The organism is Citrobacter sp. wls827, assembly GCF_005280875.1.
GTDB classification, from domain to species: Bacteria; Pseudomonadota; Gammaproteobacteria; order Enterobacterales; family Enterobacteriaceae; genus Citrobacter; species Citrobacter youngae.
In genome coordinates, this window is record NZ_SZWR01000012.1 from 266,172 (window position 1) to 286,360 (window position 20,189).

A 20,189-nucleotide genomic window follows, 5' to 3' on the forward strand; every position below is an offset into this window, starting at 1 on the left:
AATCGGCGCGCTGGCCAGCGGCATCTCCGGCTCGGGGCCGACGCTGTTCGCCTTATGCGATAAGCCGGATACGGCACAGCGCGTAGCAGACTGGCTGGGTAAAAATTACCTGCAAAATCAGGAAGGCTTTGTTCATATTTGCCGGCTGGACACGGCGGGCGCACGGGTACTGGGATAATCAATGAAACTCTATAATCTGAAAGATCACAACGAACAGGTCAGCTTTGCGCAGGCCGTCACGCAAGGGCTTGGCAAGAATCAGGGATTGTTTTTTCCACACGAGCTGCCGGAATTTAATCTGACAGAAGTGGATGAGATGCTGAACCAGGACTTCGTCAGCCGCAGCGCTAAGATCCTTTCCGCATTTATTGGCACGGAGATCCCACAAGAGATCCTGGAAGAGCGCGTGCGTGCGGCGTTTGCCTTCCCGGCACCGGTCGCTCAGGTCGAAGGTGATATCGGCTGTCTGGAGTTGTTCCATGGTCCGACACTGGCGTTTAAAGACTTTGGCGGGCGCTTTATGGCGCAAATGCTAACGCACATCAGCGGCGACAAACCGGTGACAATCCTGACTGCGACATCCGGAGACACCGGGGCCGCAGTTGCACATGCTTTTTATGGCCTGAAAAATGTGCGTGTGGTGATCCTCTACCCAAATGGCAAGATCAGCCCATTACAGGAAAAACTGTTCTGTACGCTGGGCGGCAATATTGAAACCGTTGCGATTGATGGTGACTTTGATGCCTGCCAGGCGCTGGTGAAACAGGCGTTTGATGATGAAGAGCTGAAGGCAGCTCTGGGGCTGAATTCCGCAAACTCCATCAACATCAGTCGCCTGCTGGCGCAAATCTGCTACTACTTTGAAGCCGTGGCTCAACTGCCGCAGGAAGCGCGTAACCAACTGGTTATTTCCGTTCCCAGCGGTAACTTTGGCGATTTGACCGCCGGGCTGCTGGCGAAATCACTGGGCTTACCGGTGAAGCGCTTTATTGCGGCAACTAACGTCAACGATACGGTTCCGCGTTTCCTTGCTGAAGGTGAGTGGGCGCCGAAAGCGACTCAGGCGACGTTATCGAATGCCATGGATGTCAGCCAGCCGAACAACTGGCCGCGCGTGGAAGAACTGTTCCGCCGTAAAATTTGGCGTCTGAATGAGCTGGGTTATGCCGCCGTTGATGATGCAACGACGCAGGACACCATGCGTGAACTGCAGAAGATTGGTTACACCTCAGAGCCGCATGCGGCGGTGGCGTATCGTGCACTGCGTGACCAGTTGAATCCGGGCGAATATGGCCTGTTCCTTGGCACCGCACATCCGGCGAAATTTAAAGAAAGCGTTGAACAGATTCTGAATGTCACGCTGGATCTACCAAAAGAGCTGGCTGAACGTGCAGACTTGCCGCTGCTTTCGCATCATCTGCCCGCTGATTTTGCGCAACTGCGTAAGCTGATGATGACTCGCGGTTAATGGTGGTGCCCGCTGGCGCTTTGCTTAGCGGGCCTACAAAACCTGCAGGCCGGATAAGGCGTTAGCCGCCATCCGGCATGTACACTACTGCTCGTGACGCTTAAACACCAGTTCACCTTTCCCTGACGCTTCTTCATCAAAGAAATAGCCTTCGCTGTTAAAAGCGGCCAACTGTTCTGGCTGCGTTAAGCGGTTTTCAATGATGTAGCGGCTCATCAGGCCGCGGGCTTTTTTGGCATAGAAGCTGATGACTTTGAATTTGCCGTTCTTCTCATCAAGGAATACCGGTTTAATCAGTTCTGCGTTCAGCTTTTTCGGCTTCACGGATTTAAAATACTCGTCTGAGGCGAGGTTAATCACCACGCTGTCGCCTTGTGCTCCCAGCGCTTCGTTAAGCTTATCGGTGATGGTATCTCCCCAGAACTGATAGAGATCTTTACCCTTCGCATTGGCCAGACGAATGCCCATCTCCAGACGGTAGGGTTGCATCAAATCCAGCGGGCGCAGAACACCATACAGCCCGGACAGCATGCGTAAATGCTGCTGAGCGAAGTCGAAATCCGCCTCGCTGAAGGTTTCAGCCTGCAGTCCGGTATACACGTCGCCCTTAAACGCCAGAATGGCCTGGCGCGCATTGTCCGGCGTGAAGTCAGGCTGCCAGTCGTGGAAACGCGTGGCGTTCAGATCCGCCAGCTTGTCGCTAATTCCCATCAGCTTGCCGATCTGCGGCGCAGAGAGTTGACGCGCCACGTGGATTAACTGCTGGGAGTGGTCCAGCAGTTCAGGCAGCGTATGGCGTGTGGTAGCCAGCGGGCTTTGGTAGTCGAGCGTTTTTGCAGGTGAAATCAGAATCAGCATATCCAGTCCTTGCAGGAGATTTACTGCGACTTTAGCAAAAAAAACGACAGAATTGATCGATGGTTGTGATTGCCGCGCTAGCTGCGCGGCGTTTCATCCCATGTATCCGGTGCAAGCTGTTGTCTGATATCAGGATAACGGTGCGGATCAAATTCCGGGCGCACACCGAGTTTGCGCTGACGCAGATAGTCGCTGGCGATGGTATGGACAACCGGAGAAAGCAGCAGAATTGCCGTCAGGTTAGTGATGGCCATACAAGCCATAATGATATCGGCCAACTGCCAGACCAACGGGAAGCTGACTAACGTTCCGCCAATGACGGTGCTAACGGTGGCGATGCGCAATAGCCAGATGACGCGCATATTGTCCAGTTTCAGAAAGACGAGATTGTTTTCCGCATAGATGTAGTTGGCGACGATCGAGCTAAAGGCAAACAGAATCACAATAAATGCGACAAACCCAGCCCCCCATTCGCCGGTCAGTGAGATCATGGCCTTCTGCATCAATTGGATGCCTTCCATGGGCACATAGCCGGCGCCATTGCCTGCCAACAGAATAATCATGGCGCTGGCCGTACAGACAACGAGAGTGTCGCCTAACACACCGATCATTTGCACAATGCCTTGTGCCGCAGGATGCGGTGGCCAGGAGGCTGCCGACGCGGCTGCATTCGGCGTAGATCCCATTCCTGCCTCATTAGAAAACATGCCGCGCTGAAAACCATTGGCAATAGCCTGGCTTAGCGTATATCCGGCCGCACCCGCCGCGGCTTCCTGCCAGCCAAAGGCGCTTTTTATAATGGTGACGATAATGTCGGGAAGCTGCCCGATATGCCACAGGCAGATGATGATGCTACATCCAACCCACAGCAGCGCCATGATCGGCACAAACCATTGCATCAGACGGGCAACACCATTAATACCGCCAATGATCACCAGGAATGACAGTATCGCCAAAGCGATGCCGGAAGCGAGGGGAGGGATGTCGAACGCAAATGCCAATGCGCGGGAGACAGAGTTTGCCTGAACGCTGTTAAAAATCAGTCCATAGGCAATAAGTAAAAAGATGGCAAAGAGTACGCCCATCCAGCGCATGCCCAGCCCACGAGCCATATACCACGCAGGGCCACCGCGGAACTGTCCTTTGCTATCGCGTTCTTTATACAGTTGCGCGAGTGAGCACTCGGCGAATGACGTTGCCATGCCAATGATCGCTGAGACCCACATCCAGAAGACGGCCCCTGCGCCGCCAGCGGCGATCGCCAACGCTACGCCGGCCAGGTTCCCGCTACCAATACGTGCGGCAAGACTGGTGCACAATGCCTGAAACGAGGTTAAGCCACCCGGCTGCGGGCTAATGCTGTTTTTAAGACTTGTGCCAAACTGGCGAATGTAGCGGAACTGCACGAACCCGGTACGCCAGGTGAACCAACATCCTGCACCAAGCAGGAGGTAGATCATCACCGAACCCCAGAGTATTTCATTAATAAACAAGAAAAAATCAGGCATTAACATCCCTCTTGTTGATGCCGGTACGCGCGAATATTCCCATGTAAGCGCTACCAATTATCGAACAGTATATACCTTGTCAGGAGAGTGATTGCGGGAGTTTACCATAACAATGGGGATAACCCTTAATTGCGCATCAGGGGCTTTAAGATGCGTAATCGGGAATGAGCAGTGAGTTGGACAATCCCGGCGGTTGCGCTGAGAGTGCGTCGTGCTATCATCAGGGAAGATCGGTTACATCCCCCTAACAAGCTGTTTAAAGAGAATCGCTATCATGACGGACAAATTGACCTCCCTTCGTCAGTTCACCACAGTAGTGGCCGACACCGGAGACATCGCGGCAATGAAGCTGTATCAGCCTCAGGATGCCACAACTAACCCTTCTCTCATTCTTAACGCAGCGCAGATCCCAGAATACCGCAAGCTGATTGATGACGCTGTAGCCTGGGCTAAGCAGCAGAGCAACGACCGCGCTCAACAGGTCGTCGACGCGACCGACAAACTGGCCGTCAATATCGGTCTGGAGATCCTGAAACTGGTCCCGGGTCGTATCTCTACTGAAGTTGATGCTCGTCTGTCTTACGACACCGACGCGTCCATCGCGAAAGCAAAACGTCTGATCAAGATGTATAACGACGCTGGCATCAGCAACGATCGCATTCTGATCAAACTGGCTTCAACCTGGCAGGGCATCCGTGCCGCTGAGCAGCTGGAAAAAGAAGGTATCAACTGTAACCTGACTCTGCTGTTCTCCTTCGCGCAGGCGCGTGCATGTGCTGAAGCTGGCGTATATCTGATCTCTCCGTTCGTTGGCCGTATTCTTGACTGGTACAAAGCCAATACTGACAAGAAAGAGTACGCACCGGCAGAAGATCCGGGTGTGGTTTCCGTAACGGAAATCTACGAGTACTACAAACAGCACGGTTACGAAACCGTAGTCATGGGCGCGAGCTTCCGTAACATCGGCGAAATCATTGAGCTGGCAGGCTGCGATCGTCTGACGATTGCTCCGGCACTGCTGAAAGAGCTGGCGGAAAGCGAAGGCGCTATCGAACGTAAACTGTCCTTCTCCGGCGAAGTGAAAGCGCGTCCTGCACGCATCACCGAAGCTGAGTTCCTGTGGCAGCACAACCAGGATCCGATGGCTGTAGACAAACTGGCGGACGGTATCCGTAAGTTTGCTGTAGACCAGGGTAAACTGGAAAAAATGATCGGCGATCTGCTGTAATCATTAGAGCGTGGCCCTGATAGGGGTCACGCTACCTCTTCTGAAACCTGTCTGTCCTTCCTTTCGCAGTGTATCATTCTGTTTAACGAGACTGTTTAAACGGAATAATCATGAATACTTTACGCATTGGCCTGGTGTCCATTTCTGACCGTGCTTCCAGCGGCGTTTACCAGGATAAAGGTATCCCGGCCCTGGAAGAGTGGCTGGCGTCTGCCCTTACCACCCCTTTTGAATTGCAAACGCGACTGATCCCGGATGAACAGGCGATCATCGAACAGACCTTATGCGAGCTGGTGGATGAAATGAGCTGTCATCTGGTGCTGACTACCGGCGGAACGGGGCCGGCCCGTCGCGACGTGACGCCTGATGCCACGCTTGCCGTAGCCGACCGCCAGATGCCAGGCTTTGGCGAACAGATGCGCCAGATAAGTCTGCACTTTGTGCCAACGGCGATCCTCTCCCGTCAGGTCGGTGTGATTCGTAAACAGGCGCTGATCCTGAATCTGCCGGGGCAACCGAAATCAATCAAAGAAACGCTGGAAGGCGTGAAAGATGCCGACGGTAAGGTTATCGTACCGGGTATTTTTGCAAGTGTACCGTATTGTATACAGTTGCTGGATGGGCCGTATGTGGAAACTGCACCGGCTGTTGTAGCATCTTTTCGTCCTAAAAGCGCAATTCGCGATACAAACGCCTGAAAGTAGCCCGATCGTGACATAAGTGCCAATCACAGTGGAGTATTGAATTGTTTACGATATAGTAATTTTTGCTTTACATATATCGACAGACAGATTCAATAACTCCACTGACTGATGGTTTGCTATGTCACAACACACTCGACCACTGAATCGCCAGGATTATAAAACCCTGACGCTTGCCGCCCTCGGCGGTGCGCTTGAGTTTTATGATTTCATTATCTTTGTCTTCTTTGCCGCTGTTGTTGGTGAACTCTTCTTCCCCGCTGACATCCCGGAATGGCTACGCCAGGTGCAAACCTTCGGCATCTTTGCCGCCGGATATCTGGCGCGTCCACTGGGCGGCATCATCATGGCGCACTTTGGCGATCTGGTCGGGCGTAAGAAAATGTTCACCCTGAGTATTTTACTGATGGCGATACCGACGCTGGCGATTGGGCTGTTGCCCACTTACGCCTCAATGGGGATCCTCGCACCGTTGCTGTTACTGCTGATGCGCATTTTGCAAGGCGCTGCCATCGGCGGAGAAGTGCCGGGAGCGTGGGTGTTCGTGGCGGAGCACGTACCGGAGCGCCGCATCGGCATTGCCTGTGGCACGCTGACCGCTGGGCTAACGGTGGGAATTCTGCTGGGGTCAGTGGTGGCTACGCTGGTGAACACCAGTTTTACGCAACAGGCGGTGCATGATTACGGCTGGCGTATCCCTTTCCTGCTGGGGGGCGCGTTTGGGCTGGTGGCAATGTATCTGCGCCGCTGGCTGCAGGAGACGCCCATCTTTCTCGAGATGCAGCAACGTAAGGCGCTGGCGCAGGAACTGCCGGTAAAGTCGGTGGTGAGCAAACATAAAAAAGCGGTGGTTATTTCAATGCTACTGACCTGGCTGCTCTCGGCCGGGATTGTAGTGGTGATCCTGATGTCGCCCGTCTGGTTGCAAAAGCAATATGGCTTTGCACCCGCGCTAACGTTACAGGCCAACAGTGTCGCTACCATTATGCTGTGCGTCGGCTGTCTGCTGGCCGGATTTATTGTCGACAGGGTTGGTGCCAGCAAAACCTTTACTGTCGGCAGTCTGCTGCTGGCCTGTTCGAGCTGGTTTTTCTATCACCTGACCGGTAGCCATCCTCAGCATTTGTTCTTGTTATACGGGCTGGTAGGGTTGTGCGTTGGCGTAGTGGGGGCAGTGCCTTATGTCATGGTACGGGCGTTTCCGGCGGAAGTCCGCTTTACCGGCATCTCCTTTTCCTACAACGTTTCCTATGCCATTTTCGGTGGTTTGACGCCAATCGCGGTAACAATGTTAATGAGCGTGTCACCAATGGCTCCGGCCTGGTATGTGCTGGCGTTATCGCTGGTGGGTTTAGGGCTGGGGATTTGGCTGCGCCAGGATATTTATCATCGTGATACGAGCGTACAGGGAGAATTACAGCGTCTGTAAAGATTATCCCCCCTTGCGGGGGGATAAAGGCAGATTAGTGTGCTTCACCAATTGGCAGGATGGTGCGGCCAAACTGTTCGTTCAGCACTTCACCCATCGCCAGGTAAATGGCGCTTGCGCCACACACTAAGCCAACCCAGCCAGCAACGTGAATGATTGCTTCGTTACCTGCAATGTTGCCCACGGCCAGCAGGGCGAACAGCACGGTCAGGCTCAGGAACACGAACTGCAGCATGCGCGCGGCTTTCAGCGTACCGAAGAACATGAACAGAGTGAACACGCCCCACAGACCCAGGTAAGCGCCCAGGAACTGACCATTGGTTGCATCCGCGAGGCCCATTTTCGGCATCAGCAGAATCGCAACCAGCGTCAGCCAGAACGAACCGTAGGAGGTAAAGGCGGTTAAACCGAAGGTGTTGCCTTTTTTATATTCCAGAAGACCGGCAAAAATTTGCGCGATACCGCCGTAGAAAATGCCCATCGCCAGAATAATAACGTCTAAAGCGAAGAAACCCGCGTTATGCAGGTTAAGCAGAATGGTGGTCATGCCAAAGCCCATCAGGCCCAGCGGTGCCGGATTAGCCAACTTAGTGTTGCCCATAATTCCTCAAAATCATCATTGATTGAATGGTGAAATAGTTTCCCCAAATAACGATCGCTGTCTTCGGGGCGCGGCATAATAATCAGGGGAGAGGGCACTGTCTATGATCTCACGAAGGGAAAATGAATTATTTTCCCTGTGATGGGCATCACGCTTGTGTGTGGTTGAGCATTCTGCGCAGGCAGGCAATGTGGAGTACCGCTGGGATCGTCACGCGATAGGCGCTGCCGCTCACCGCTTTAACCCCGTTTAAGGCCGCACCTACCGGGCCGCCAAGTCCGGCTCCGCGCAGTAATCCGTGCCCGATTACGCTGACAGCGGCGTGGGTTCGCAGAATTTTGGTTAACTGGCCGGAGAGCAGGTGAGACACCCCTTTTGCCAGATTGCGGTCTTTCATTAATAGCGGCAACAGTTCTTCCAGCTCAGAGACTTTTGCATCGACCGCCTGCAGAAATTCTTGCTTGTGCTCAGCATCCATTTTTTGCCAGGCGTTGCGTAAAAAGTGCTCCAGCAGAGACTGTTCAATTTCGAACGTGGACATCTCTTTATCAGCTTTAATCTTTAGCCGCTTCGAAACGTCCAGCAAAATCGCCCGATACAGTTTTCCATGTCCACGGAGTTTATTGGCAATGCTGTCACCGCCGTAATGTTGAAGCTCGCCTGCGATTAATTGCCAGTTGCGGCGGTGCTGTTCCGGGTGTCCCTCCATCGATTTAAACAATTCGTTATGACTCAGAACGCTCGACAGACGGGCTTTCCCCTTTTCATTATGCGTAAGCAGGCGGGTAATATTGGCGAGCTGCTCCTCACTGCAATGCTGAAGAAAGTCGAGATCGTCGTCATTCAAATACGTGACATTCATACTGAATTCTACTTGTGCAGAAGGGATTAGTCGTCGCCAATGATTTTCAACGTTGCCATATCAGAAGAGTTCACTGTATGGCCGGAGAAGGTAATTTTTTTCACGCAGCGCTTATTGTCGTTGTCGCTATTGATGTTGATCCAATTGGTCGTTTGCCCTTCTTTGATGGAGGAAGGCACGTTCAGACTCTGGCTGGACATGCGCGCAGCTTTGAAATAAACCGATGCACCACTGAGCTGTAAATCACCATGATCGGCCGTAAGTTGAATGCGTTTCACCACGCGGCAAACGGGAAGTTTCAGCGTCAGATCGTTGGTTTCATTACGGGGCATGGCGATCACGCCGAGGACTTTATGATCATTAGCGTGTGCGGCGCTGCTCAGTAGCAGGCCCATAAGCAGGCTGGCGGAAAGGGTTAATACGGATTTCATGGAATTTCTCTTTGACGGCTGTAAAAGTGTGTCGTTTCAGACCATCTTACCGCTGTCAGAATCACGATTCATGCTTGTAATCTTTTCTTTTTATTATAATTTTTTCGTGAATAACTTTGCTATTTTCATTGGTTTTATGAATTAATTTTAATTGGCGACTATTCATTTTTTCAGCTTTCTGCCTTTTCTCTACGATTTTATCGCCACTGCGCTAAAAAAAAATTTCCATGCCCCCCTTGATGACGTGGGTTACGACCCCATCTTGTAAGCAACCGCAGTGGTGAGTCTGAAAAAAAACGATTCAGGGTAGTTGAAACCGCACGTTTCGCCCTTATTACAGATTCACAACCACATGATGACCGAATTTTTAGTGGAGACGTTTAGATGGGTAAAATTATTGGTATCGACCTGGGTACTACCAACTCTTGTGTAGCGATTATGGATGGCACTACTGCACGTGTGCTGGAGAACGCCGAGGGCGATCGCACCACGCCTTCTATCATTGCTTATACCCAGGATGGTGAAACTCTGGTTGGTCAGCCGGCTAAACGTCAGGCAGTGACAAACCCGCAAAACACCCTGTTTGCGATTAAACGCCTGATTGGCCGCCGCTTCCAGGACGAAGAAGTACAGCGTGATGAAGCCATCATGCCGTACAAAATCATCGGTGCTGACAACGGTGATGCATGGATTGACGTAAAAGGTCAGAAACTGGCACCGCCGCAGATTTCTGCTGAAGTGCTGAAAAAAATGAAGAAAACGGCTGAAGATTACCTGGGTGAGCCGGTAACTGAAGCAGTTATCACCGTACCTGCATACTTTAACGATGCTCAGCGTCAGGCAACTAAAGACGCCGGTCGTATCGCAGGTCTGGAAGTAAAACGTATCATCAACGAACCAACCGCAGCTGCGCTGGCTTACGGTCTGGATAAAGAAGTCGGCAACCGTACTATCGCGGTATATGACCTCGGTGGTGGTACTTTCGATATCTCTATTATCGAAATCGACGAAGTTGACGGCGAAAAAACCTTCGAAGTTCTGGCAACCAACGGTGATACCCACCTGGGTGGTGAAGACTTCGACAGCCGTATGATCAACTACCTGGTTGACGAGTTTAAGAAAGATCAGGGTATCGACCTGCGTAATGACCCGCTGGCGATGCAGCGTCTGAAAGAAGCCGCTGAGAAAGCGAAGATTGAGCTGTCTTCCGCTCAGCAGACCGACGTGAACCTGCCGTACATCACTGCAGACGCGACCGGTCCGAAACACATGAACATCAAAGTGACCCGTGCGAAACTGGAAAGCCTGGTTGAAGACCTGGTTAACCGTTCTATCGAGCCGCTGAAAGTTGCTCTGCAGGATGCTGGCCTGTCCGTATCTGATATCAACGACGTTATCCTCGTTGGTGGTCAGACGCGTATGCCGATGGTGCAGAAGAAAGTCGCTGAGTTCTTCGGTAAAGAACCGCGTAAAGACGTTAACCCGGACGAAGCCGTAGCAATCGGTGCTGCTGTTCAAGGTGGTGTATTGACCGGTGATGTTAAAGACGTGCTGCTGCTGGACGTTACCCCGCTGTCTCTGGGTATCGAAACCATGGGTGGCGTAATGACTCCGCTGATCGCGAAGAACACCACCATCCCGACCAAGCACAGCCAGGTGTTCTCTACCGCTGAAGACAACCAGTCTGCGGTAACCATCCATGTGCTGCAGGGTGAACGTAAACGTGCTGCTGATAACAAAGATCTGGGTCAGTTTAACCTGGATGGCATCAGCCCGGCTCCGCGCGGTATGCCGCAGATCGAAGTGACTTTTGACATCGATGCCGACGGTATCCTGCACGTTTCCGCGAAAGACAAAAACAGCGGTAAAGAGCAGAAGATCACCATCAAGGCTTCTTCTGGTCTGAACGAAGAAGAAATTCAGAAAATGGTTCGCGAAGCAGAAGCGAACGCAGAATCTGACCGTAAGTTTGAAGAGCTGGTTCAGACCCGTAACCAGGGTGACCATCTGCTGCACAGCACTCGCAAGCAGGTTGAAGAAGCAGGCGACAAGCTGCCGGCTGACGACAAAACTGCCATCGAGTCTGCACTGACCGCGCTGGAAACTTCTCTGAAAGGCGAAGACAAAGCAGATATCGAAGCGAAAATGCAGGCGCTGGCACAGGTTTCCCAGAAACTGATGGAAATCGCTCAGCAGCAGCACGCACAGCAACAGGCTGGTGCTGCAGGCGCTGATGCTTCTGCAAATAACGCGAAAGATGACGACGTTGTCGACGCCGAGTTTGAAGAAGTGAAAGACAAAAAATAATCGCCCTTTGAACGGGTAATTACTGGCACGGGCGAAGAGGTTTCCTCTCCGCCCGTGCACGCATGTTAGGGGCAGATAAAAAGAGATGGCTAAGCAAGACTATTACGAGATTTTAGGCGTTTCCAAATCAGCGGAAGAGCGTGAAATCAAAAAGGCCTACAAGCGCCTGGCCATGAAATATCACCCGGATCGCAACCAGGGTGATAAAGAGGCCGAAGCCAAGTTTAAAGAGATCAAAGAAGCGTACGAGATCCTGACCGATGCGCAAAAACGTGCGGCCTACGATCAGTACGGTCATGCTGCGTTTGAGCAAGGCGGCATGGGCGGCGGCGGTTTTGGCGGCGGGGCTGACTTCAGCGATATCTTTGGTGACGTGTTTGGCGATATCTTTGGCGGCGGTCGTGGTCGTCAGCGCGCCTCACGTGGTGCTGATTTACGTTACAACATGGATCTCACTCTGGAAGAAGCCGTGCGTGGCGTCACCAAAGAGATCCGTATTCCAACTCTGGAAGAGTGTGACGTTTGCCACGGCAGCGGCGCGAAGGCAGGCATTCAGCCGCAAACCTGTCCAACCTGTCACGGTTCTGGTCAGGTACAGATGCGTCAGGGCTTTTTTGCCGTACAGCAGACCTGTCCGCACTGTCAGGGCCGCGGTACGTTGATCAAAGATCCGTGCAACAAATGCCACGGGCATGGTCGCGTTGAGAAGAGCAAAACGCTGTCCGTTAAAATCCCGGCAGGGGTTGATACCGGCGACCGTATCCGTTTGTCTGGTGAAGGCGAAGCCGGTGAGCATGGCGCGCCAGCAGGTGATCTGTACGTGCAGGTGCAGGTTAAACAGCACCCAATCTTCGAGCGTGAAGGCAATAACCTGTACTGCGAAGTACCGATTAACTTTGCAATGGCAGCCCTGGGTGGCGAGATTGAAGTCCCGACGCTGGATGGTCGCGTGAAGCTAAAAATTCCGGGCGAAACGCAAACTGGCAAACTGTTCCGCATGCGTGGTAAAGGCGTTAAGTCTGTACGCGGCGGCGCACAGGGCGATCTGCTGTGCCGTGTGGTGGTTGAAACCCCGGTGGGCCTCAACGACAAACAGAAACAGCTGTTGAAAGATCTGCAGGATAGCTTTGGTGGCCCGACGGGTGAACAAAACAGCCCGCGTTCCAAAAGCTTCTTCGACGGTGTGAAGAAATTCTTTGACGATTTGACGCGCTAAAATAAAAGTAGAGAAAAGGCCATTTCAGCGATGAGATGGCCTTTTTTTTACCTGGCAGATGGATATCCAGACCCTTACCGGCATCGGATATATTATTTTACCTTGTTGGAATAGTATGATGTGTGGAGCAGTGCTACGGTTTTAGAACTAACATCTTTTTTGACTATTCACAACCGCATACCTGGTTGATGTGATTGTTTTAACATCAATAAATAATCACGGCCAACCTAATTTAAAAGGCAACTACAGTCATATTTCTGGCGAAATAATTACTTATCTCCTCTCAAACAACATATTCTGACACACTACCAGTAATAACGATTCACCTTCCTTGATGTGAGATTTACATCACTATCCTGTCATTCTATTTCATTATTATTTGTCACCGCGGTAACACAATATTTATTGATGGATTAATTATAATTATGGGGAATACATTCAATGCCTCGGATAAAAAATGGACTATTAGCTTGTCTTATACTTATAGTGCCTTCTCTTTTTAGCCATGCAGCACAAGCTCTGGAGTATAAAAATTCTTTTGGGTCTATTAATGCCGGTTATGCCGACTGGAATAGCGGATTTGTCAATGTACATCGTGGCGAGGTTTGGAAAGCAACAGCGGATTTTGGTGTCAATTTTCGAGAAGCCGAATTTTACTCATTTATTGAAAGTAATGTGTTAAATCATGCTGTAGCCGGTCGAAATCATACGGTGTCGGCGATGACCCATGTGCGTCTCTTTGATTCTGATTATACCTTCTTTGGCAAGATTTATGGCCAGTGGGATAACTCCTGGGGCGACGATCTGGATATGTTTTATGGTCTGGGTTATCTCGGCTGGAGCGGAGATTGGGGCTTTTTTAAACCCTATATAGGTTTGCATAACCAATCTGGTGATTATGTATCACAACGATATGGACAAACCAGCGGCTGGAATGGCTACGTTATTGGCTGGACTGCGGCTTACAATTTTACTTTATTTGGTGAGAAATTTGTTTTATCTGACTGGAATGAAATTGAGCTTGATAGAAATGATGCTTATGCGGAACAGCAATTTGGCCGGAATGGATTAAATGGCGGATTAACACTGGCGTGGAAATTTTATCCACGATGGAAAGCTACAGTGACATATCGCTATTTTGAAAACAAACTGGGTTATGACGGTTACGGGGATCAGATGATTTATATGATTGGGTATTCATTTTAAATAAAACCAAAGGATCGGAAATGAAAAAAACAGTCGTGGCGAGTTTGGTTGGACTGGCATTATGTGCCGGGAGCGCATTACAAACAACATATGCAGCTTCAGCGAAACAGCCTAATTTAGTGATTATTATGGCTGATGATTTGGGCTATGGCGATCTCGCGACTTATGGCCATCAAATCGTCAAAACGCCTAATATCGACAAGCTGGCACAGGAAGGGGTGAAATTTACCGACTACTATGCGCCCGCGCCGCTGTGCTCTCCTTCTCGTGCGGGTTTATTAACGGGACGTATGCCATTCCGTACAGGGATCCGTTCCTGGATCCCTGAAGGCAAAGATGTCGCGTTGGGACGGAATGAACTGACGATTGCCAACCTGTTAAAGCAACAGGGGTATGACACGGCGATGATGGGGAAATTGCACCTGAATGCCGGGGGCGATCGCACCGATCAACCGCAGGCGAAGGACATGGGGTTTGACTACACCCTGGTAAACCCGGCGGGATTCGTCACGGATGCTACGCTTGATAACGCAAAAGAACGTCCCCGCTATGGCATGGTGCATCCCACTGGCTGGATCCGTAATGGACAGCATATTGGTCGTGCGGACACCATGAGCGGCGAGCTTGTCAGTTCTGAAGTCGTCAACTGGCTGGATAACAAGAAAGACGACAAACCGTTCTTCTTATATGTCGCGTTCACGGAAGTTCACAGCCCGCTGGCCTCGCCGAAAAAGTACCTCGACATGTATTCGCAATATATGAGCGCTTACCAGAAACAGCATCCGGATCTGTTTTACGGCGACTGGGCGGATAAGCCATGGCGCGGAACAGGCGAATACTACGCGAACATCAGCTATATGGATGCTCAGGTCGGTAAAGTAATGGATAAGATCAAGGCAATGGGTGAAGAAGATAACACCATTGTCATTTTCACCAGTGATAACGGCCCAGTGACACGCGAGGCTCGCAAAGTATATGAACTGAACCTGGCGGGTGAAACGGATGGGCTTCGCGGCCGTAAAGATAACCTTTGGGAAGGCGGTATCCGTGTTCCGGCAATCATCAAGTATGGTAAACATATTCCGCAGGGGATGGTAACGGATACGCCAGTTTATGGTCTTGACTGGGTGCCGACGTTAGCAAACATGATGAATTTTAAACTGCCAACAGATCGTACCTACGATGGGCAGTCTCTGGTTCCATTACTTGAACAGAAAACGTTAGCACGTCAGAAACCACTCATCTTTGGCATTGATATGCCGTTCCAGGATGATCCTACTGACGAATGGGCGATCCGTGATGGCGACTGGAAGATGATTATCGATCGTGAAAATAAACCCAAATACCTCTACAACCTGAAAAAAGATCGCTTTGAAACGCTTAATCAGATTGGGAAACAACCTGAAATCGAGAAACAACTGTATGGCAAGTTCCTGAAATACAAACAGGACATTGACAACGATTCGCTGATGAAAGCTCGCGGTGACAAGCCAACGCCAGTCACCTGGGGCTAACAGAATAATTATAAGAAACATAAGGTATGCCACTTAGGGCTATGCCCGCCTGGTTCAACGCTTTTGTGCTGAGCCAGGTTCTTTTATTTATGGAGCTATCACAATGCAGACAAAAAGTTGTCAGGTCATGATTAAACCGACAGGCTCGGTATGTAATCTGGACTGTAAATACTGTTTTTATCTGGAAAAGGAGATGCTTTATCCGGATAGAAAAGCGAATTACAGAATGTCAGATGACATGCTCGAGTTATTCATCAAACAGCATATTGCCGCGCAGGATGTGAATGACGTGATTTTTGCGTGGCAGGGGGGAGAACCTACGCTGATGGGGTTGGCATTTTATCGGCGAGCGCTGGCATTGCAGCAGCGTTATTCTGGCGGTAAAACGATTATAAATACCTTCCAGACTAACGGTATATTGATTGACGACGAATGGGCTATTTTTTTTAAGCAACACGCCTTCCTGGTGGGCGTTTCTATTGATGGTGATGCCGCGTTACATGATGAATGGCGGGTTACTCGTTCAGGTAAACCGACGCATGGGAAAGTTGAACAGGCCGTTAAATGTCTGGTACGCCACGGTGTAGAATTTAATACGCTGACGGTGGTGAATCACACGAATATGCATCACCCGGTGCGAGTCTATAACTATCTGAAAAGCATTGGCAGTCGCTATATGCAGTTTATTCCGCTCATCGAAAGAAGCGCTGAAGAGGGCGGTATTGGTCTGGCACATCCTGAAGGCGGACAAACAAGAATGATGCCGTGGTCGGTTGATTCACTGCAATTTGGCCATTTTCTCAACGCTATTTTTGATGTCTGGGTCCGTAACGATATTGGTGATATCGGCATACAGATGTTTGAGCAGACGCTCGCGGCGTGGTGCGGGTTACCACCGCAGGTATGCGTGTTTGCACCAACCTGCGGTAGCGCATTCGCCATGGAAATGAACGGCGATGTGTATAACTGCGATCATTTTGTGTATCCGCAGTACAAGTTGGGGAATATTCAGGATTCGACGCTGCGCGCGATGAACAATAGCGAAAAAAACCGGCAGTTTGGCGAGGATAAGCGACGCACAATGGCACAAAAATGTGACTCCTGCTCATGGCAGTTCGCCTGTTATGGCGGTTGTCCTAAGCATCGTTTTTTGCCGTCAATATCAGGTAAAAGAAATCACAACTATTTGTGCGCGGGATATAAGTCGTTTTTCTCTCATACCGCAATGACGATGAGTGCCATGAAAACACTCTACGAAAATGGTTTTTCACCTGTAGAGATAAAATCAGTATTTGCTTGAACGTATCGTATTCGCAGGGAGTGAATATGTTTTCCTGGATTAATGTCGATAGTTGTAAAACGCCCGGCTGCAAAAATATGGGTATGTTGAACAGCCCGGATTACCAAAACCAAGGGAAAAATATACTATGCCGGGCCTGCGGTTTTCTCTTCCCCATTATTTCGGAACGATCACTCAACCGCTTTCGTCAGTCGGTTAATCAGGCATGGAAAGGACTGATAAAATCCTGCCCCCACTGCGGGGGAATTTCACTCAAAAAGTACGGTTTTTCTGCGCAAGGAGAACCGCGTATTTACTGTCAGCGTTGTCATAAAACATTTATTTCTCCTGTCAGGCAGAAAACAGATGCGCGTCAGGATTATCTCGCCACGCTGATTCAGGAAGGTGCGACACTGGCGGATATTCGCACCGCACTCGTGCTGGATAGCACCGGGTTGAATCGGGAGTTACAGAAACTCTCTCGCAATGCAAATCTGGCGGAACGCGAATTTACTTTTCCTACGTTTGATATCGCCATGAGCACGCGCGCTTTTCGGATCAAATTTAACGGTAGTGATAGTTTTCTGTATGTGTTGGTCACTGCAGAAGAGAATACCGGTCGAATTGTTGCCGTTACGACAAATTACTCAGCTCATCCCGTAGAGGCTGAGTATCAGTATCATTCTGACTATGAAGAACGCCTGCCTCCCGGTACGTTGGCGCATATTGTGCAACGTAAAGAAGTGATAACGATGCGGCGGGAGACGCTTTTTGATGTGGATTACGGTCCTGCAATATTGCACAAAAATGATCCGGGGATGTTAGTTAAACCCGTTTTGCCAGCTTATCGCCATTTCGAGTTGGTTAAAATGCTCACGGATGAACGTTCTCTCAATATTCAGCATTACCTCGATCAGGAATGCTTTATCCTGGGAGGATGTATGATGGCGAATATACAGCATGTTCAGCAAGGGCGTTGCCACATTGCTTTTGTGAGAGAACGTGGAGAATCAGCACCGCAAAAAGATATTCCGCCAAGGTTGTTTATGGGGGGCGGCATCCGTAATAACGTTTGGCGAACATTCACCACGCGTGACTACGCGCTGGCAGTATGCAACTTAACAGAGAACCGAAAAACGAGTATGCAACGCAGCGCCACGCTTGTGAGTGCGACCCGTTTTATCCATTTTATCGATACACATCCTTTTCTGGCACACCTCAACCGTATGTCTCCGGCAAATGTGACGGCAACGCTGGACCATCTCAGATACGCGTTTAATGCGAGGCATCACTCAGATGCAGACTAACTAATCCTGTGTTTTCTCATTAGATAATGCTCGGAAAAGCCGATTTATTCATCATGAATAATCTAATTTTAACGAGCTTTTTGCGGGTGTAAGATAGTAATTACGAAGTATTCACCCAATAGAGAGAATAAAAGTGAAACATCTGCATCGTTTTTTTAGTAGCGACGCCTCGGGAGGCATCATCCTGATCATCGCAGCCGCAGTCGCTATGCTGATGGCAAATATCGGGGTTACCAGTGGATGGTACCACGCCTTTCTGGAAACACCTGTCCAACTGCGGGTTGGCGCGCTTGAAATCAACAAAAATATGCTGCTGTGGATCAACGACGCGTTGATGGCGGTATTCTTCCTGTTGATTGGTCTGGAAGTGAAGCGTGAGTTAATGCAGGGCTCGCTTGCCAGCCTGCGTCAGGCGGCGTTTCCAATTATTGCCGCGATTGGCGGCATGATTGTCCCGGCGTTGCTGTATCTGGCATTCAACTATGCCGACCCTATCACTCGTGAAGGATGGGCAATTCCGGCAGCAACGGATATCGCTTTTGCATTAGGCGTGTTGGCACTATTGGGCAGTCGCGTTCCGCTGGCACTGAAAATCTTCCTGATGGCGCTGGCGATTATCGATGACCTAGGCGCGATTGTGATCATCGCGTTGTTCTACACCAGCGATCTCTCGTTGTTGTCTCTGGGCGTCGCCGCGTGCGCAATTCTCGTCCTGGCGGCATTGAATCTGTGCGGTGTCAGACGCACCGGTATTTATATTCTGGTTGGCGTCGTGCTATGGACGGCAGTGCTGAAGTCCGGCGTGCATGCCACTCTGGCAGGCGTGATCGTTGGTTTCTTCATTCCGTTAAAGGAAAAACATGGGCGCTCACCGGCAAAGCGTCTGGAGCATGTCCTGCATCCGTGGGTGGCTTATCTGATCCTGCCTCTGTTTGCCTTCGCTAACGCAGGTGTTTCGCTGCAGGGCGTGACGCTGGATGGATTGACCTCTATCCTGCCGCTGGGAATTATCGCCGGCCTGCTTATCGGTAAGCCGCTGGGGATCAGCCTGTTCTGCTGGCTGGCATTACGTCTCAAGGTGGCGCAACTGCCTGAAGGCACGAGTTTCCAGCAAATTATGGCGGTCGGTATTCTGTGTGGCATCGGCTTTACAATGTCGATTTTCATCGCCAGTCTGGCGTTTGGTAACGTTGATCCGGAGCTGATTAACTGGGCAAAACTGGGGATCCTGATTGGTTCACTGTTGTCGGCAGTTATCGGTTATAGCTGGCTGCGTACCCGGTTGAATACGTCAGCCTGAGCAGATAACTCTTTGGTGACAATTTCAGGGAGAGAGTATGTCTCATATAAATTACAACCACCTGTATTACTTCTGGCATGTGTATAAAGAAGGATCGGTGGTGGGTGCCGCAGAAGCGCTTTATCTGACACCGCAAACTATTACCGGGCAGATCAAAGCGCTTGAGGAACGCTTACAAGGGAAGTTGTTTAAGCGTAAGGGGCGAGGGCTGGAACCCAGCGAGTTAGGCGAATTAGTTTTCCGTTATGCGGATAAAATGTTCACCTTAAGCCAGGAAATGCTGGATATCGTGAACTATCGCAAAGAGTCGAATTTGCTGTTTGATGTCGGCGTGGCGGATGCATTATCGAAGCAACTGGTTAGCAGCGTGCTGGATGCTGCTGTGGTTGAGAACGAGCAAATCCATCTGCGTTGTTTTGAATCAACACACGAGATGCTGCTGGAGCAGCTCAGCCAGCATAAGCTGGATATGATTATCTCCGATTGCCCGATCGACTCAACGCAGCAGGAAGGGCTGTTCTCGGTGCGGATTGGCGAATGCAGCGTGAGCTTTTGGTGCACCAGGCCGCTGCCTGAGAAACCGTTTCCGGCCTGTCTGGAAGAGCGTCGATTGCTGATCCCTGGTCGTCGTTCGATGCTTGGACGTAAGCTGTTGAACTGGATTAACTCACAAGGACTGAACGTTGAAATCCTTGGCGAGTTTGATGACGCCGCGCTGATGAAAGCGTTTGGCGCAACGCATAACGCGATATTCGTTGCCCCTACGCTGTATTCACACAATTTCTATGCTGATGATTCTATTGTTGAAATTGGACGCGTTGAGAATGTGATGGAGGAGTATCACGCCATATTTGCGGAGAGGATGATCCAGCATCCGGCGGTGCAGCGTATTTGCAATGCCAACTACTCAGCACTGTTCAAGCCGCCACAGGTCTAAACGCCTTTATGTTGCCGGCTGCGGTGTACTAACCGCA

17 protein-coding genes and 1 pseudogene are annotated in these 20,189 nt (G+C 50.6%); 13 read left to right on the forward strand and 5 right to left on the reverse strand.

The genetic code is table 11. The annotated features are described in order from the left end of the window. Positions 1–178 (forward strand): annotated as a pseudogene (locus tag FDX03_RS23170) (homoserine kinase); the annotation flags it as partial. A 3-nt stretch (positions 179–181) separates the two neighbouring features. After that, positions 182–1,468 carry a threonine synthase gene (gene thrC, locus FDX03_RS08155; protein WP_124020734.1) on the forward strand — a complete coding sequence of 429 codons (1,287 nt, stop codon included), beginning with the start codon at positions 182–184 and terminating at the stop codon, positions 1,466–1,468. Between the two features lie 84 nt (positions 1,469–1,552). Here the strand turns inward: thrC and yaaA are convergent, their stop codons facing one another. Together yaaA and FDX03_RS08165 are read right to left on the reverse strand one after the other, a co-directional pair. Further along, on the reverse strand, positions 1,553–2,326 hold the full coding sequence (yaaA, locus tag FDX03_RS08160) for a peroxide stress protein YaaA (protein WP_137345770.1): 774 nt from the start codon (positions 2,324–2,326) through the stop codon (positions 1,553–1,555). 77 nt (positions 2,327–2,403) lie between these two features. Beyond that, a complete protein-coding gene (locus tag FDX03_RS08165) occupies positions 2,404–3,834 on the reverse strand; it encodes a sodium:alanine symporter family protein (protein WP_115601010.1) in 1,431 nt (476 codons plus the stop codon). Between the two features lie 274 nt (positions 3,835–4,108). Here FDX03_RS08165 and tal point away from each other — a divergent pair, with 274 nt between their 5' ends. The 3 genes from tal (at position 4,109) to FDX03_RS08180 (ending at position 7,192) form a co-directional block, all read left to right on the forward strand. Then, positions 4,109–5,062, forward strand: coding sequence for a transaldolase (gene tal / locus FDX03_RS08170; RefSeq protein WP_016151631.1), 954 nt, complete (start codon positions 4,109–4,111; stop codon positions 5,060–5,062). A gap of 110 nt (positions 5,063–5,172) precedes the next feature. After that, complete coding sequence (gene mog, locus FDX03_RS08175) at positions 5,173–5,760, forward strand: molybdopterin adenylyltransferase (RefSeq protein WP_003018973.1); 588 nt, start codon at positions 5,173–5,175, stop codon at positions 5,758–5,760. Positions 5,761–5,884: 124 nt separating this feature from the next. Continuing rightward, positions 5,885–7,192, forward strand: coding sequence for an MFS transporter (locus tag FDX03_RS08180; RefSeq protein WP_137345771.1), 1,308 nt, complete (start codon positions 5,885–5,887; stop codon positions 7,190–7,192). A gap of 34 nt (positions 7,193–7,226) precedes the next feature. Here the strand turns inward: FDX03_RS08180 and satP are convergent, their stop codons facing one another. The 3 genes from satP to FDX03_RS08195 form a co-directional block, all read right to left on the reverse strand. After that, complete coding sequence (gene satP, locus FDX03_RS08185) at positions 7,227–7,793, reverse strand: acetate uptake transporter (protein WP_003018969.1); 567 nt, start codon at positions 7,791–7,793, stop codon at positions 7,227–7,229. Between the two features lie 148 nt (positions 7,794–7,941). Further along, a complete protein-coding gene (gene msyB / locus FDX03_RS08190; RefSeq protein WP_115643915.1) occupies positions 7,942–8,655 on the reverse strand; it encodes an acidic protein MsyB in 714 nt (237 codons plus the stop codon). 26 nt (positions 8,656–8,681) lie between these two features. Further along, positions 8,682–9,086 carry a DUF2541 family protein gene (locus FDX03_RS08195; protein ID WP_003018965.1) on the reverse strand — a complete coding sequence of 135 codons (405 nt, stop codon included), beginning with the start codon at positions 9,084–9,086 and terminating at the stop codon, positions 8,682–8,684. 384 nt (positions 9,087–9,470) lie between these two features. Here FDX03_RS08195 and dnaK point away from each other — a divergent pair, with 384 nt between their 5' ends. From dnaK to nhaR, 8 genes are all read left to right on the forward strand, one after another. Next, positions 9,471–11,393, forward strand: a complete 1,923-nt coding sequence (gene dnaK / locus FDX03_RS08200; RefSeq protein ID WP_003018959.1) for a molecular chaperone DnaK — start codon at positions 9,471–9,473, stop codon at positions 11,391–11,393. Between the two features lie 85 nt (positions 11,394–11,478). After that, positions 11,479–12,609, forward strand: a complete 1,131-nt coding sequence (gene dnaJ / locus FDX03_RS08205) for a molecular chaperone DnaJ (protein WP_137345772.1) — start codon at positions 11,479–11,481, stop codon at positions 12,607–12,609. 441 nt (positions 12,610–13,050) lie between these two features. Then, complete coding sequence (locus FDX03_RS08210; RefSeq protein WP_101741346.1) at positions 13,051–13,815, forward strand: outer membrane protein OmpK; 765 nt, start codon at positions 13,051–13,053, stop codon at positions 13,813–13,815. Between the two features lie 20 nt (positions 13,816–13,835). Continuing rightward, entirely contained in the window at positions 13,836–15,329 is a 1,494-nt protein-coding gene (locus FDX03_RS08215; protein ID WP_060855449.1) for a sulfatase-like hydrolase/transferase, read from the forward strand. Positions 15,330–15,432: 103 nt separating this feature from the next. After that, on the forward strand, positions 15,433–16,629 hold the full coding sequence (locus FDX03_RS08220) for an anaerobic sulfatase maturase (RefSeq protein WP_137345773.1): 1,197 nt from the start codon (positions 15,433–15,435) through the stop codon (positions 16,627–16,629). 26 nt (positions 16,630–16,655) lie between these two features. Next, positions 16,656–17,915, forward strand: a complete 1,260-nt coding sequence (locus FDX03_RS08225) for a hypothetical protein (RefSeq protein WP_061067208.1) — start codon at positions 16,656–16,658, stop codon at positions 17,913–17,915. Positions 17,916–18,048: 133 nt separating this feature from the next. Next, positions 18,049–19,215 (forward strand): Na+/H+ antiporter NhaA, encoded by a 1,167-nt coding sequence (gene nhaA, locus FDX03_RS08230; protein WP_048212745.1) that lies wholly within the window; start codon positions 18,049–18,051, stop codon positions 19,213–19,215. Positions 19,216–19,252: 37 nt separating this feature from the next. After that, on the forward strand, positions 19,253–20,152 hold the full coding sequence (nhaR, locus tag FDX03_RS08235; RefSeq protein ID WP_048212744.1) for a transcriptional activator NhaR: 900 nt from the start codon (positions 19,253–19,255) through the stop codon (positions 20,150–20,152). Positions 20,153–20,189 lie beyond the last annotated feature (37 nt).

What these genes read in the sequence shown, in the direction of transcription:
- FDX03_RS08215 (WP_060855449.1), top strand. Translation starts at nt 13,836, where the DNA reads ATGAAAAAAACAGTCGTGGCGAGTTTGGTTGGACTGGCATTATGTGCC.
- yaaA (WP_137345770.1), bottom strand. Translation starts at nt 2,326, where the DNA reads ATGCTGATTCTGATTTCACCTGCAAAAACGCTCGACTACCAAAGCCCG.
- FDX03_RS08220 (WP_137345773.1), top strand. Translation starts at nt 15,433, where the DNA reads ATGCAGACAAAAAGTTGTCAGGTCATGATTAAACCGACAGGCTCGGTA.
- thrC (WP_124020734.1), top strand. Translation starts at nt 182, where the DNA reads ATGAAACTCTATAATCTGAAAGATCACAACGAACAGGTCAGCTTTGCG.
- tal (WP_016151631.1), top strand. Translation starts at nt 4,109, where the DNA reads ATGACGGACAAATTGACCTCCCTTCGTCAGTTCACCACAGTAGTGGCC.
- FDX03_RS08180 (WP_137345771.1), top strand. Translation starts at nt 5,885, where the DNA reads ATGTCACAACACACTCGACCACTGAATCGCCAGGATTATAAAACCCTG.
- mog (WP_003018973.1), top strand. Translation starts at nt 5,173, where the DNA reads ATGAATACTTTACGCATTGGCCTGGTGTCCATTTCTGACCGTGCTTCC.
- nhaR (WP_048212744.1), top strand. Translation starts at nt 19,253, where the DNA reads ATGTCTCATATAAATTACAACCACCTGTATTACTTCTGGCATGTGTAT.
- FDX03_RS08195 (WP_003018965.1), bottom strand. Translation starts at nt 9,086, where the DNA reads ATGAAATCCGTATTAACCCTTTCCGCCAGCCTGCTTATGGGCCTGCTA.
- satP (WP_003018969.1), bottom strand. Translation starts at nt 7,793, where the DNA reads ATGGGCAACACTAAGTTGGCTAATCCGGCACCGCTGGGCCTGATGGGC.
- dnaJ (WP_137345772.1), top strand. Translation starts at nt 11,479, where the DNA reads ATGGCTAAGCAAGACTATTACGAGATTTTAGGCGTTTCCAAATCAGCG.
- FDX03_RS08225 (WP_061067208.1), top strand. Translation starts at nt 16,656, where the DNA reads ATGTTTTCCTGGATTAATGTCGATAGTTGTAAAACGCCCGGCTGCAAA.
- FDX03_RS08210 (WP_101741346.1), top strand. Translation starts at nt 13,051, where the DNA reads ATGCCTCGGATAAAAAATGGACTATTAGCTTGTCTTATACTTATAGTG.
- dnaK (WP_003018959.1), top strand. Translation starts at nt 9,471, where the DNA reads ATGGGTAAAATTATTGGTATCGACCTGGGTACTACCAACTCTTGTGTA.
- FDX03_RS08165 (WP_115601010.1), bottom strand. Translation starts at nt 3,834, where the DNA reads ATGCCTGATTTTTTCTTGTTTATTAATGAAATACTCTGGGGTTCGGTG.
- msyB (WP_115643915.1), bottom strand. Translation starts at nt 8,655, where the DNA reads ATGAATGTCACGTATTTGAATGACGACGATCTCGACTTTCTTCAGCAT.